General features: G+C 71.0%; 7 protein-coding genes. 4 read left to right on the forward strand and 3 right to left on the reverse strand.

The annotated features are described in order from the left end of the window. Positions 1–96: 96 nt before the first annotated feature. From ACZ7CH_RS36155 to ACZ7CH_RS36165, 3 genes are read right to left on the reverse strand one after another with little or no spacing between them, the layout of a single operon-like run. Positions 97–894 carry an ABC transporter permease gene (locus tag ACZ7CH_RS36155; protein WP_458433972.1) on the reverse strand — a complete coding sequence of 266 codons (798 nt, stop codon included), beginning with the start codon at positions 892–894 and terminating at the stop codon, positions 97–99. Positions 895–903: 9 nt separating this feature from the next. Beyond that, positions 904–1,827: an ATP-binding cassette domain-containing protein gene (locus ACZ7CH_RS36160; protein ID WP_360401889.1), complete on the reverse strand. Its 924-nt coding sequence runs from the start codon at positions 1,825–1,827 to the stop codon at positions 904–906. After that, positions 1,820–2,428: a TetR/AcrR family transcriptional regulator gene (locus tag ACZ7CH_RS36165; RefSeq protein WP_360401892.1), complete on the reverse strand. Its 609-nt coding sequence runs from the start codon at positions 2,426–2,428 to the stop codon at positions 1,820–1,822. The genes ACZ7CH_RS36160 and ACZ7CH_RS36165 overlap by 8 nt, the downstream gene beginning before the upstream one ends. 253 nt (positions 2,429–2,681) lie before the next feature. Between ACZ7CH_RS36165 and ACZ7CH_RS36170 the strand changes: the two genes are divergently transcribed. From ACZ7CH_RS36170 to ACZ7CH_RS36185, 4 genes are all read left to right on the forward strand, one after another. After that, positions 2,682–3,089 carry a single-stranded DNA-binding protein gene (locus ACZ7CH_RS36170; RefSeq protein WP_470372138.1) on the forward strand — a complete coding sequence of 136 codons (408 nt, stop codon included), beginning with the start codon at positions 2,682–2,684 and terminating at the stop codon, positions 3,087–3,089. Positions 3,090–3,351: 262 nt separating this feature from the next. Next, positions 3,352–5,028, forward strand: coding sequence for an energy-dependent translational throttle protein EttA (gene ettA, locus ACZ7CH_RS36175; RefSeq protein WP_360401898.1), 1,677 nt, complete (start codon positions 3,352–3,354; stop codon positions 5,026–5,028). A gap of 18 nt (positions 5,029–5,046) precedes the next feature. After that, positions 5,047–9,426, forward strand: a complete 4,380-nt coding sequence (locus ACZ7CH_RS36180; RefSeq protein WP_470375998.1) for a hypothetical protein — start codon at positions 5,047–5,049, stop codon at positions 9,424–9,426. A gap of 334 nt (positions 9,427–9,760) precedes the next feature. Further along, complete coding sequence (locus ACZ7CH_RS36185; protein ID WP_470375999.1) at positions 9,761–14,701, forward strand: NAD-glutamate dehydrogenase; 4,941 nt, start codon at positions 9,761–9,763, stop codon at positions 14,699–14,701. The last annotated feature ends 46 nt before the right edge of the window (positions 14,702–14,747 follow it).

Consider the following 14,747-nt stretch of genomic DNA (forward strand, 5'->3'; position numbering starts at 1 on the left):
GTGTGCCGATGGGATGCGTCAGACACATCCACTCCGCCCGGAGGTCCTCCCATGTTCAACCCGACACGCCGTCAACAACCTGATTAGTCACTACAACTAGAGCGACAACGGCCTGCGGAAGCCGCGGACCGCGAAGAACGCTCCGATGGCGGCGATCACGCCGCTCGTTACCAGTGCTCCGGCCACGCCCGTGACGGGGTGGGCGAGTGCGAGGCTGCGGGCGGCGTCGACCGCGTAGGTCAGCGGGTTGACCTTGGCGACCGCCTGCAACCAGCCCGGCAGGCCGTTGATCGGCACGAACGCGCTGGACGCGAACATCAGCGGGAACATCGCGAGGAAGCCGACGGTCTGCATCAGCTCGGCCTTGCGCACCCACGCCGCGATCGCGATGAACACCCAGCTCAGCGCCCACCCCACGACCAGCGCGAGTCCCAGCGCCGCGAGCGTGCCGAGCACACCGCCGTCGGGCCGGAACCCGAACACCAGCACGCCGAACGCGATCATCAGCACGAGCTGGAACGCGGTCCGCACGGCGTCGGAGAGGTTGCGTGCCAACAGAACCGTGCTGGGCCTGATGGGCAGCGAACGGAACCGTGCGAGCACACCGTTCGACATGTCCTGCACGAGCCCGATGCCGGACGCGAGAGAGGACTGCATCGCGGTGTTCACGAGGATCGCGGGCAGCAGGAAGTTGATGTAGCTCATGCCCGGCGGGAAGTTCGCCGTTGAGGTGATGCTGCTGAAGATCTGGCTGAACAGCGTCAGCATGATCAACGGCTGCAGGATGCTGAAGAACACCAGCGCGGGCGTGCGCAGCAGTGCGCGCAGCGAACGGCCGGTCAGCACGAGAACCTGTGTCGGGTAGCTGCTGCCGTGCCAGGTCAATGTCGCCATGATTTCCCCCTAGTTCGCGGCGAGCGTGAGGTAGACGTCGTCCAAAGTGGGCTCTTTGAGGCCGATCTCGTGTGCCTCCAAGCCGTTGTCGTCCAACGCGCGCACGACCGTCGCAAGGTCGCGTGAGGCGCTGACGGGAGTGGTGAGCGTGAGGCCTTCTGCGACCGGGTGGAGGCCGACCGAGGTGATCGCCCGCACCGCGGTGTCCACATCGGACGCCGAGTCGAGCGTCACGGTCACCGTGCGCTGACCGACCTGGGCCTTGAGCTCCGCGGACGTGCCGGACGCGACGACCTTGCCGTGGGACAGCACGGTGATCGAGTGGGCGAGCCGGTCGGCCTCGTCCAGGTACTGCGTCGTGAGCAGCACGGTCGTGCCGTCCGCCACGAGCTTCTCGACGATCTCCCACATCGCGAGGCGGCTGGCCGGGTCGAGACCGGTGGTCGGCTCGTCCAGGAACAGCACCTCGGGGCGGCCGACCAGCGACGCGGCCAGGTCGAGGCGGCGCCGCATGCCGCCGGAGTAGGTCTTGGCGTTGCGCCTGGCTGCGTCGGTGAGGTCGAACTGCTCCAGCAGCTCGTCCGCGCGCTGGTGGGCCTGCCGTCCGCTGGCACCGAGCAGGCGTGCGATCAGCACGAGGTTGTCGTGGCCGCTCAGCTGTTCGTCGACGGCGGCGAACTGGCCGGTGAGGCCGATCCGGCTGCGCACCTCGTGGCCCTGCTTGACGACGTCGAAGCCGGCGACCCGCGCGTCGCCACCGGTGGGCGGCAGCATGGTCGTGAGGATGTTGACCAGCGTGGTCTTGCCGGCGCCGTTGTGGCCGAGCAGGCCCAGCACGGTGCCCTTCCTGGCGGTGACGCTCACGCCGTCGAGCGCGGTCACGTCACCGAACTTCTTGCTGACCTCGTGGGCCTCGATCATGAGCTCACTCATCTGTTCCCCCTTTGAGCGCGCCGTGCAGGAAGAGCTCGACGATGGCGGCGGGTTCGGCTTCTGTCTCGCCGAAGCCCGCGCCCATGCGGTTGGTGAAGACGGCGCCGAGCAGCATCCGCCCGGCGAGGTCGGGGCTGACGCGCAGATCCGCGTCGCCGAAGAGCTCCGCGACCGCGTCCGACAGCTGCTGCATGCCGATGGGCGGTCCCTTGTGCTTCTTGTGGTCTTCGTCGTGCGGTCGGTAACCCGTCTCGCGCAACGTGCCGATGAGGCCCCACATGCGGTCCAGGTAGCCGCTGAACGTGGCGACCCCCGCGGTCAGGCGTTCCTCCAGCGGTGCGTCCGCCGGGATCGCCGCGAGCCGGGCGACCTCCTCGTCGGAGTGCAACGCGCGCTGGACGCACGCGTCCAGCAGCTCCGCCTTGTCCCTGAAGACGCGGAACACCGTGCCCTCCGCGATCCCGGCCGCGGCGGCGATCTGGCTGGTGGTGACGTTCGCGCCGGCCTTGACGACGAGCGGCAGCGTCGCCTGGACGATCGCTTCGCGGCGGTCTTCCGGGCTCATCGCGGGGGCACGGCGGCGGCGTGGTTCCTCTGGCACGTCTGCCACTGTATGAGTGAGTACTCACTCATGTCAATGAGTGGGCACTCACTCACTCGCGCGGGTCGAGTGACGTACTAGCACACGGGACCGACAGTTCCCCGGTCCGAGGCGGTTCAAGATCCCGACCTGTCCACAACCCGCGAGTAGTCCACAGATCCCCGTCCACGCCACCACCCCGCCCCGCCACCGGAGCAACCTGGACCCGCAACCTCTCGACCTGGAGGCGAGTCCCATGGCCTGGAATTCCACCGTGATCACCGTTGTTGGCACCGTGGTCGGCGACATCAGCCACCGCGTCGGCGAGGACGGCAGGAGCAACGCCTTCTTCCGCATCGCCTCGACCGAGCGCCGGTACAACACCGCGATCGGCGACTGGGAGGACGGCGAGACCCTGACGCTCGGTGTCACGTGCTGGCGCAAGCTCGCCGACACCGTGCGCACCGCGGTCGGCAAGGGCGATCCCGTGGTGGTCCAGGGCCGGCTCCGGACACGTGTCTACGAGAAGGACGACCAGAAGAAGACCGTGCTGAACGTGGACGCGAGCACCATCGGGCTCGACCTCAGCCGGGTCCAGTCCCTGGGCGCCGCCACCGTCGTAGAACCGCGAGTGAGCGAAGATCTCGCGGGGAACCCGGCCGTGGCGACCGCACCGTTCTGATCTTGCGCCGATCGGGGCAACTCGTACCGGAGTTCGGGAACCCGCACGATCCGGCGGCACCGCCGGAGATGATGTACGCACTGCGATCCGAGAAGGAGGGAAGCTCGTAGACCGGGCCGACGAGGACCGATCGCCGAGGGTCGTTCACGTTCGAATGGAATGAGCTGGTCACCGTCTCGCGTGCCGCTCGATCCGGACCTGGACACCTGCTTGTCGGCGACCGAGGTCAACGGCCTCCGGGCACCGCTCTACGATCGCCGCCATGGCCGAGTTCATCTACACCATGAAAAAGGTGCGCAAGGCGCACGGTGACAAGGTCATCCTCGATGACGTCACGATCATGTTCTACCCCGGCGCGAAGATCGGTGTGGTCGGTCCCAACGGCGCCGGCAAGTCGAGCGTGCTCAAGATCATGGCGGGGTTGGACACGCCCAACAACGGCGAGGCGTACCTGTCGCCCGGCTACACCGTGGGCATCCTCCAGCAGGAGCCGCCGCTCAACGAGGAGAAGACCGTCCTCGGCAACGTCCAGGAGGGCCTGGGCGAGATCAAGGTGAAGCTCGACCGCTTCAACGAGATCGCCGAGCTGATGGCGACCGACTACTCCGACGAGCTGATGGAGGAGATGGGCAAGCTCCAGGAGGAGCTCGACCACGCCGACGCGTGGGACCTCGACTCCCAGCTGGAGCAGGCGATGGACGCCCTGCGCTGCCCGCCCCCGGACGCCGACGTCACCAAGCTCTCCGGTGGTGAGCGCCGCCGCGTCGCGCTGTGCAAGCTGCTGCTGAGCAAGCCCGACCTGCTGCTGCTCGACGAGCCCACCAACCACCTGGACGCGGAGAGCGTCCTGTGGCTGGAGCAGCACCTCGCGCAGTACGCCGGCGCCGTGCTCGCCGTGACCCACGACCGGTACTTCCTGGACAACCTGGCCGAGTGGATCCTCGAGATCGACCGCGGCCGGACCCACCCGTACGAGGGCAACTACTCCACCTACCTGGAGAAGAAGGCCGAGCGGCTCGCGGTCCAGGGCAAGAAGGACCAGAAGCTGCAGAAGCGCCTCAAGGACGAGCTGGAGTGGGTGCGCTCCGGCGCCAAGGCCCGCCAGGCCAAGTCCAAGGCGCGTCTCGACCGCTACGAGGAGATGGCGGCCGAGGCGGAGAAGACCCGCAAGCTCGACTTCGAGGAGATCCAGATCCCGCCGGGCCCGCGTCTGGGCAGCGTCGTGGTCGAGGTCGACAAGCTGAAGAAGGGCTTCGGCGACCGGGTCCTGATCAACGACCTGTCGTTCACGTTGCCGCGCAACGGCATCGTCGGCGTCATCGGTCCGAACGGCGTCGGCAAGACGACGCTGTTCAAGACCATCGTCGGTCTCGAGGAGCCGGACGCCGGCACCGTGAAGGTCGGCGAGACGGTCCTGCTGTCCTACGTCGACCAGAACCGCGGCGGCATCGACCCGAAGAAGAACGTGTGGGAGGTCGTGTCCGGTGGGCTCGACTACATCCACGTCGGCAACGTCGAGATGCCGTCCCGCGCGTACGTCAGCGCCTTCGGCTTCAAGGGTCCTGACCAGCAGAAGCCCGCGGGTGTGCTGTCCGGCGGTGAGCGCAACCGCCTGAACCTCGCGCTCACGCTCAAGCTCGGCGGCAACCTGATCCTGCTGGACGAGCCGACGAACGACCTGGACGTCGAGACCCTGGGCTCGCTGGAGAACGCGCTTGAGCAGTTCCCCGGCTGCGCCGTGGTCATCTCCCACGACCGGTGGTTCCTCGACCGCGTCGCCACGCACATCCTCGCGTGGGAGGGCACAGACGAGGACCCGTCGAAGTGGTACTGGTTCGAGGGCAACTTCGAGGGGTACGAGAAGAACAAGCTCGAGCGCCTGGGTGCCGACGCCGCGAGGCCGCACCGCGTCACCTACCGCAAGTTGACACGGGACTGAGAGGGCAACGGCGACGTCGTGGCGGCGAGGGGCGAGACGCAGGCGAACGTCGAGGTGAGCACGCTGGCCGTGCCCGCCTGGCGGCTGCGTTGGCGGGCACCGGAGCTCGCTCTGGTGCTGGGTGAGCGCGTACTGGCGCTCACCTCCGCTCGTCAGGACGACGCCGAGCGGTTGCGGGCCGAGGCGCTCGTGGTCTTCGCGGGCAACCGCGTGGGCCGCGGCGTCCGGGTCGCCGACCGTGCACTCGACGCGCTGAAGGCGGCCGAGGCCGCCGGGGACCACGAGACGGCGTGGCTGCTGCGGGTCGAGCTGGCGGCGTGCGCGCGTGCCGTGGGCGCGCCGCTGACCGGGTTCGCAGCCGTCATGCCCGTCCTGGAGGCGGCGGACGTGCCCGCGGAGCTGCGGGCGTCCGCTCTCGTGCAGGCCAGCGAGTGCCTGGTCACCGTCGGCCGCGGCGACGAGCCGACCCGCGCGCTCGCCGAGGCCGACCAGCTCTACGTCGCCGACACCGAGCTCGACGAGGACATGCGGCTGGTGCTGCGCGGTCTCATCCGCGCGGTGCAGGCAGCGCAGCACCGCCGGTGGGGAGACATCGCCGCCGCCATCGGTGCCGCACGCGAAGGCCTCGACCTGCTGGGCCGGCTCGCCGACCAGTCGGCGGACAGCGGCCAGGCCCACGGCCGGCTGACGCTGGAGCTGGCGCTCGCGTTGATGGACGCGAACCGCATGCTCGACGCGACCGAGGTCGGCGCTCCACTGCTCGACCGCCCGGTGCGCGCACCGGGTGCCTCCACCGCGGGCTGGCTCCGCCTGGCCCTCGCCACGCGGGTGCACCTGCCCGCCGGCCGGGTCGCCGTGGCCCGCGACATGCTGCGCGACGCCGCGACCAGCGCCGAACGCCACCAGCTCGACACGGTGCTCGCCGAGAGCCTGCTGGCGCTGGCGCACGTGCACGAGGTGGCCGGTGACCTCGCCGACGCGCTCACCAACCTCCGTTCCGCCCACGCCGCGGAACGCCGCCGTGCCCGCGCCGTCTACGCCGTGCGCGCCCGGTTCGCCGCCGAGTTCTCCGGCGTCCACCGCCAGCCCGCCGACCTGCACCGGCAGCTCGCGGACCTGCTCCGCCCGATCGAGGGCATGACCAGGCCCGCCGACGGCCTCCTGCCCGCCGCCCTGAAGCAGCAGCTCCGGCAGTGGCGCCCGGTCCAGGTCCGCAAGGCGGACGGCCTGAAGGTCAAGCGGGCACGCCGGGCTGCCGAAGACATGACCGTGGAGGGTTTGTCCGCGGCACGAGCACACGCCGCCGATCGCTGGCGCTTGGTCCAGCCCTTCGGCGAGCCCGGCGACAAGACCCCGGACCCGGTCGAGCCGCCGCCCGTCTCCGAGCGCACGGTTCCCGCGTCCGGTCTCATCGCCTCGGCCGGCGCCATGGTCAGCGGCCGCCGCCGTGCCGCCCGCGTTGCCGCCGGCGAGATCGAGGACACCCCTGCTGCCGCCACCGAGGTCATCCCCGTCGTCCCCGCGTCGCCCGAGGATGCCCCGTCGGCGAATCCCGCGCCGGCCGAGCCGCAGTTGAGCGCCGACCAGGAGCGCAAGCGCAAGGTCGAGCAGCAGCTCATGGAGTTGCAGCGCGAGGCCCGCCGCCAGATCGAGGCGGAACGCGCGGCGCGCGCCGAGGAGCGCGCCAAGGTCGAACGAGAGGCCCGCCAGGCCGCCGAGGAGGCCGCCCGCCAGGAGGCTGCCCGCCAAGAGGCCGCTCGCCGGGAGGCTCAGCGCCGGGAAGCCGCGCGGCAAGAGGCGGCCCGCCAGCAAGCTGCTCGGGAGGAAGCCGCCCGTCAGGAGGCGGCCCGTCAGGAGGCCGCCCGGCAGGAAGCCGCTCGCCAAGAGGCGGCCCGGCAAGAGGCGGCCCGGCAAGAGGCGACCCGGCAAGAGGCGGCCCGGCAGGAGGCGGCTCGCCAGGAGGCGGCGCTTCAGGAGGCCGCTCGCGAGGTCGCCGCCCGTGAGGCCGCCCGCGTCGAAGCTGCCCGAGCCCAGGCCGCCCGCGTGGAAGCGGCTCGGCAGGAGGCCGCCCGCCTGGAAGCAGCGCGCCAGGAGGCTGCGCGTCAAGAGGCCGTGCGCGAAGAAGCCGCGCGTCAGGAAGCCCTCCGCGCCTCCGCGGAACGCGAGGAGGCCGCACGGCAGGAGGCTGCGCGCCACGAGGCAGCAAGGCAGGAGGCGGCCCGGCAGGAGGCGGTGCGGCACGAGTCCGCTCGTCACGAGGCTGCGCGGCAGGAGGTACCGCGGCAGGAGGCAGCGCGGCAGGAGATACCGCGGCAGGAGGCAGCGCGCCGGGAAGCGGCCCTTCACCAGGGTTCGCACCAGGAGAGTGCGAGCCAGGAAGCCGCTCTCAAGGGTGCTGCTCGCGCGGCCGCCGACAGCGACACCGCCGGTGGCGACACCGCCGGTGGCGACACCGCTTATCCGGACACCGCATCTCCGGACGGCGCGGCCTCCGGGGGCGGCGTCGCGGACCCCGACCGCCAGGCCACCCTGCGCACCAGGTCGCCGTTCGCGCAGCCGCCGTTCGTGCCCTCCTCGCAGGAGGAGAGCGTCCTCGACAAGCTCAAGGCCCAGGGCTTGCGCGCCGGTGGTCGCCGCCGTGCCCCCGACGCCACCCGTTCGGCGCCGGCCGAGTCCGAGGCGGACGCCCCGTCGTGGCGCGTCGACCCCCCGGACCGGTTGCGCGACGAGCGCGTTCCCGGCTACTCCGCGGACGCCGCGGACCCCGGTACGTCCCAGTCCTTCTTCGCGGACCTCTCCACGAGTCCGCCCTCGCAGGCGGCCTCCGATGAGCCGTCAGCCCCTCCGGAGACCACCGGCCCGAACTTCTTCGGCGACCCCGACCAGCCGGACCGCACCGCCCGCCCCGGCCTGGCGGCGGCCTTCTCCCGCCCGCCGGCCGCTCCCGACTTCGGCCCGCACGTCGACGACCCGGCCTATCCGCTCTTCACCCCGGCATCAGGCTTCCCGGCGGCCGAGCCGACACCTCCCCCGGCTCCCGAACCTGCTGAGCCGGACCTGGACCTGCCGGATTTGAGCCTGCCGGACCTGAAGCTGCCCGAGCTCACGCTGCCGGAACTCGACTTCAGCTCCCTCGACCTCGGTGACCTCGCGGCGCGCTCGCAGTCCGCCAAGCCCGACTGGTCGACGTCCTCGATCCCACACCCGGAGCCCGCCGAGCCGCCGGACCCCTCCCAGCCCCGCCCCACCCCGGAGCACGAGCCGGAGCCGGTGCCGCCCGTCCCGGACCCGGTGCCGTCCGTCCCCGTGCCGGACGAGGTCCCGCGGCCCTCCGAGCCGGACTTGCTGACGAACACGTTCCTGAGCGCTGCCGACGTCGACGACGACCTCGCCGACCTGCCGACGGCTCCCGTCCAGCTCCATCCCGACGCGCACACGGCCCGGACCCCGCGCTCCGCCGGGTTCTCGTCCGCAGTTGCCGTACCGTCGGAGCAGGGCCCGGGCGAAACGGCAGGACCGGGCGTCGAGGCCGACCCCGCCGCGGCGACCGAGGCCGTCGGTTCGCCCGCTCCGGTGGAGGACACGCCCGCGAAGCCGTCGAACGGCCGCCCGAGCAGCCGCCGCAAGCCGAGTGACCTGAGCCTGGCCGACCTGCTGGCCGAGGCCCTGGTCGCCTACGAGACCGGTCGCCGCGAGGACGAGGAACAGTTCCAGGACGCCGACCTGGCCACTGAGGACTGGTCGACCGTGGACGGTGACCAGCCGACGCCCGCAGTGCCGCTCGGCCAGGACGAGCCTCAGCCGGGCCTCCCGTCCACGCAGGACCGGACACCGCCCGCGTTTCCGCTGATCCCGGACCAGCCGCTGGCAGAGGGCTACCCGCTGATCCCGGACCAGCCGACCGGTGCTCCGGCACCGGGTGAGTCCGGCTTGCCGTTCATCCCCGGCCAGCCGCTGCCGCCCGACCTGGCGCTGCCCCAGCTCCCGGCACCGGAACCTTCTCCGGTCCAGGAGCAGCCCCTCCCGTCCGGCGACGGTGCGCCGTTCGGCTCCGGTCGACCGTCGTTCGCCGACCAGCCGTTCGTCCCCGGCCACCTGCTGGGCTCCGGGCAGCAGTTCGGCGCGGAGCCGTCGTTCGGCTCGCCCGCGCCGCAGTTCGGGGCGAACGCGCAGTTCGGTCTGCCCGCGCTGCCCTCGACCGAACACCCCGTCCCGGCCGCGGACACGTCAGGGAACCCGCCCACGACCCCGCCCGGCGGCCTGTCGGTCGAGGCCAGCCGCGAGGAGACCACGGGCCCGATCGTCCCCGTGGGCACCGCGTCGGAGGAAGAGACCACCGGCCCGATCCGTCGTGTTCAGACCGACGGTGTTGGCGGCTGGACCCTGCCGGGTACCTAGGTCCGGCGAGAACAGATCCACTCAGGACTGCCGGGAGGACCCGGCGGTCGGTGGAAGGCCGCGCCGAACAGGTCGGCGGTGGTGCGCCGGCCCGGTTGTGAGAGGTGCGGAATGAGACGGAGGAACGGAGGTGTGGCGAGTGTCGCTCGTGCACGTCGTGGGATTGCGTCCACCATGCGGAATGCCTTGGGATCACTGGTGAAGTGACTCGATTCAGCCCTCGATTCAGTGGTTCGACAGTGCCCCTCCCGTTGCCGGTGACGGCCGCCACCCCATCTAGGGTGGGGGCGGACCCGGCACACAGAGGTGCCGGATAGCGTGGAGTCGCCTGAAGATGACCTCGACTGGAGCCCCGACCCGAACCGACGACGTCTCCGCGGTGACCACCGCGGACGGCGGCAGTCGACCGGCCAGTCCTGAGCAGGTCCGTGACGAGCTGATCGAACGGGCCGCCGCCAATGCCCCCGAACTCGCTGATCTGATCCGCCTGTTCTACCGCCACGTGCCCGCCGAGGAAGTCAACGACGACGACCCGGTGGACCTGGTCGGTGCGGTGCGGTCGAACTACCGGCTGGCCGAGAGCCGCGTGCCCGGGAGGGCAGCGGTCAGGATCTTGAACCCGACCCGCTCGCAGGACGGCTGGCAGTGCCCCGTCACCGTGGTGCAGGTCGTGACCGACGACATGCCGTACCTCGTCGACTCGGTCGCATCCGAACTCACCCGCGGCGGTCTGCAGGTGCAGCGGGTGGTGCACCCGATCGTCGTGGTGCGCCGCGACCCGGTGACCGGTGAGCGCCTGGAGGTGCTGCCGACCGCGGACCCGGCCGATCCGCCGGCCGACGCGCTCGCCGAGTCGTGGATGAACATCGAGGTCGACCTCATCACCGACGCCGACCGGGCGCGGGAGCTGGAGTCCCGGCTGCTGTCGGTGCTGACCGACGTCCGCGAGGTCGTCGAGGACACCGACCGGATGGCGTCGACGGCGTTGCAGCTGGCCGACGAGCTGGACAAGGGCGCCTCCGACGAGGCGTCCGCGGATGCCGCGAAGCTCCTGCGGTGGCTCGCGGACGGGCACTTCACGTTCATGGGCTACCGGCAGTACGAGCTCGTGCAGGAGGACGACGACCCGGCGTTGCGGGCCGTGCTCGCGAGCGGGCTCGGGGTGTTGCGGCAGGACAGCCTCGCCGCGCGGAGCCTCACCGAGGGGCCGGACAACGGCGCGCAGGCGCTGAGCCCGAACCCGCTGGTGCTGACGCAGGCGAGTGCGCAGAGCAGCGTGCACCGCAGCGTCTACCCGTACTACGTGGGCGTGAAGACGTTCGACGGCGCCGGCAACGTGACCGGGGAGCACCGGTTCCTCGGCATCTTCAGCACCACGGCGTTGCACGAGGACGTGCTGGACATCCCGGTGATCGAGCGCCGCGTGCGCGACGTGATCCACCGCGCGGGCTTCCCGCTGCAGTCCTACTCGGGCCAGCGGATGCTGGAGGTGATCCAGAACTACCCGCGCACCGAGCTGTTCTCGGTGGACGAGGAGTGGCTCTACCAGACCACGACGGGGGTCATCGCCCTCGCGGAACGCCGCCGGCTGCGGCTGTTCCTGCGGCGCGACCCGTACGGCCGGTTCTTCTCCTGCCTGGTCTACCTGCCGCGCGACCGCTACACGACGACGAGCCGGCTGGCGATGCAGGAGGTGCTGCTCGCGGAGCTGGGCGGGCTGAACCTGGAGTACAGCGCGCGCATCGGCGAGTCGGCGCTGGCGCGGGTGCACTTCATGGTGCACACGGACCCGCACCGGACGCTGGAGCCGGACACGCACGCGATCCAGCTGAAGCTGGCCGGGGCCATCCGCAGCTGGGACGACCGCATGGTCGAGGCCGTCGTCGGCGACGACCTGGGCGCCGAGTCGGCCACGGAGCAGGGCCAGCGGTTCGCCGCGGTCTTCCCGGAGGCCTACAAGGAGGACTTCCCCGCCTCCACGGGCCTGGAGGACTACCGGCGCATCGAGGCGCTCGTGCAGGGCGACCTCGACATGGTGTTCTACGTGCCCGAGAACGCCGAGCCGGGGGAGCGGCGCTTCAAGCTGTTCGTGACCGGCGACGGCATCACGCTCTCGGACGTGCTGCCGATGCTGCAGCGCATGGGCGTGATCGTGGTCGACGAGCGGCCGTACGAGATCGCGCGCGAGGACGGCGTGCAGTGCTGGATCTACGACTTCGGCCTGCGCATCGACAAGGCCGCGCTGTCGCAGCTGTCCGAGGCCGGCCTCGACAACGTGCGGGTGCGGTTCCAGGACGCGTTCGCCGCCGTCTGGCGCGGCGAGGCCGAGGTCGACCGGTTCAACTCGCTGGTGCTGCAGGCCGGGCTGACCTGGCAGCAGGCCGCGATGCTGCGCGCGTACGCGAAGTACCTGCGGCAGGCGGGCACGCCGTACTCGCAGGACTACATCGAGGACGCGGTGCTCAGCCACACGAGCGTGGCGATCGCGCTGGTCGCGTTGTTCGAGGCGCGGTTCGACCCGCGGCTCGACGACGCCACGCGCACCGACCGCACCGAGACCATGGTCGTCGAGACCGGCAAGCTGATCGACGACGTGACGAGCCTCGACGCGGACCGGATCCTGCGCAGCCTGCTCACGCTGATCAACGCCACGCTGCGGACGAACTACTTCTTCCGCGACGCCGACGGCAACGCCCGGCCGTACCTGTCGGTCAAGCTCGACCCGCAGGCCATCCCGGACCTGCCGGCACCGCGGCCGAAGTTCGAGATCTTCGTGTACTCGCCGCGGGTCGAGGGCGTGCACCTGCGCTTCGGCAGCGTCGCCCGCGGTGGTCTGCGCTGGTCCGACCGCCGCGAGGACTTCCGCACGGAGGTACTCGGCCTGGTCAAGGCGCAGGCCGTGAAGAACGCGGTGATCGTGCCGGTCGGCGCGAAGGGCGGGTTCGTGGTCAAGAAGCCGATCGCCCCGACGGGCGACCCCGGCATCGACCGCGAGAACTTCATGTCCGAGGGCATCGCCTGCTACAAGATGTTCATCTCGGGCCTGCTCGACCTCACCGACAACCTGATCAACAACGAGGTCGTGCCCGCGCCGCAGGTCGTGCGCTACGACGCCGACGACACCTACCTGGTCGTCGCCGCGGACAAGGGCACCGCGACGTTCTCCGACATCGCCAACGGCGTGTCGCAGAGCTACGGCTTCTGGCTCGGTGACGCGTTCGCCTCCGGTGGCTCCATCGGCTACGACCACAAGGCCATGGGCATCACGGCCAAGGGTGCGTGGGAGAGCGTGAAGCGCTCGTTCCGCGAGCTGGGCCTCGACACCCAGACCGAGGAGTTCACGGTCGTCGGCATCGGCGACATGAGCGGTGACGTGTTCGGCAACGGCATGATGCTGTCCGAGCACATCCGGCTCGTGGCCGCGTTCGACCACCGGCACATCTTCATCGACCCGAACCCGGTGGCGGCCACGTCGTTCGCCGAGCGGGTGCGGCTGTTCTCCGTGCCGCGCTCGTCGTGGGACGACTACGACCGCTCGCTGATCAGCGAGGGCGGCGGCGTCTTCCCGCTCACGGCGAAGTCGATCTCGATCTCCGAGCAGGCCCGCGTCGCGCTGGGGCTGCCGGAGGGCGTGCAGAAGCTGTCCCCGCCGGAGCTGAAGAAGGCCATCCTGCTCGCGCCGGTCGACCTGCTGTGGAACGGCGGCATCGGCACGTACGTGAAGGCGTCCATCGAGTCGCACGCCGACGTCGGCGACAAGGCGAACGACTCGATCCGCGTCAACGGCGCCGACCTGCGGGTCAAGGTCATCGGCGAGGGCGGCAACCTGGGGCTGACCCAGCGCGGCCGCATCGAGTTCGCGCGCACCGGCGGCAAGGTCAACACCGACGCGCTCGACAACTCCGCCGGCGTCGACTGCTCCGACCACGAGGTCAACATCAAGATCCTGCTGGACCACCTGGTCCGGGAAGGCTCGCTGGAGCAGCAGCAGCGCAACGAGGTCCTCGCCGAGATGACCGACGAGGTCGGCCGGCTCGTGCTGGCGGACAACTACTCGCAGAACAACGTGCTGGGCGTCAGCCGGGCGCACGCCGCCCCGATGCTGTCGGTGCACGCGCGGCTCACGGCCGACCTGGAGGCCCGCGGCGCGCTGAGCCGCCAGCTGGAGGCGCTGCCGAGCCCGGCGGAGTTCAAGGCGCTGGAGAAGGCGGGCGAGGGCCTCACCTCGCCGGAGCTCGCGACGCTGCTCGCGTTCACGAAGCTCACGCTGAAGGAGGAGCTGCTCGCCAGCGACATCCCGACGATCGACACGTTCACCCGCAAGCTGCCGGACTACTTCCCGAGCCTGCTGCGCGAACGCTTCGGCGCCGCGATCCCGAACCACCCGCTGGCCAGGGAGATCATCACCACCGTCGTGGTCAACGAGGTCGTCGACGGTGGCGGCATCTCCTACGCGTTCCGCCTCGCCGAGGAGACGAGCGCCTCGGCCACGGACGCGGTGCGCGCGTACGCCGTGGTCACCCAGGTCTTCGACCTGCCGTCGATCTGGCGGGAGATCGAGGCGCTGGACACCGCGGTCTCGACGGACGTGCAGGACAGCATGGTCCTGGAGACCCGCCGCCTGCTCGACCGGGCGTCGCGCTGGCTGCTGTCGAACCGCCCGCAGCCGCTCGCGGTGGGCTCGACGATCAGCCGCTTCCGCGGCGTGGTGGAGCAGCTGAGCCCGTCGGCCTTCGACCTGCTGCAGGGCAAGGAGCTGGCGGTCGTCGCGGGCAAGGCCGAGCGGTACGTCGAACAGGGCGTTCCCGCGGAGCTGGCCCGCAAGGTCGCCGCGCTGCTCTACATGTACGGCCTGCTCGACGTCACCGAGATCGCCGAGCTGGCCGAACGCGAGTTCGGCCCGACCGGCGGAGCGGGCCCGGAGCGCACCCACCGGGAGACGGCCGAGCTGTACTTCGCGCTGTCCGACCACCTCGACATCGACCACATGCTGGACTCGGTGACGAGCCTGGAACGCGGCAACCGCTGGCACGCGCTGGCCCGGCTCGCGCTGCGCGACGACTTCTACACGTCGCTGCGGGCCATCTCGGTCGACGTGCTGAGGGCGAGCGACGAGGACGACACGGCGGCCGAGAAGATCGCCAAGTGGGAGCAGGCCAACGCCTCGCGCCTGGCCCGTTCCCGCGGCGCGCTGGAGGAGATCAACCGGGTCCACCAGCTCGACCTGGCCACGCTCTCCGTCGCCGCGCGGCAGGTGCGGAGCATGGTCCGCTAGCAGGCACGGACGACAGGGGCGCCGCGGAGGAGTTCTCTCCGCGGCG

It is taken from the genome of Lentzea sp. NPDC037011 (assembly GCF_055607425.1).

Bases quoted from the DNA above. Each gene is read 5' to 3' on its own strand.
- ACZ7CH_RS36185 (WP_470375999.1), top strand. From the start codon at position 9,761: ATGACCTCGACTGGAGCCCCGACCCGAACCGACGACGTCTCCGCGGTG.
- ettA (WP_360401898.1), top strand. From the start codon at position 3,352: ATGGCCGAGTTCATCTACACCATGAAAAAGGTGCGCAAGGCGCACGGT.
- ACZ7CH_RS36155 (WP_458433972.1), bottom strand. From the start codon at position 894: ATGGCGACATTGACCTGGCACGGCAGCAGCTACCCGACACAGGTTCTC.
- ACZ7CH_RS36160 (WP_360401889.1), bottom strand. From the start codon at position 1,827: ATGAGTGAGCTCATGATCGAGGCCCACGAGGTCAGCAAGAAGTTCGGT.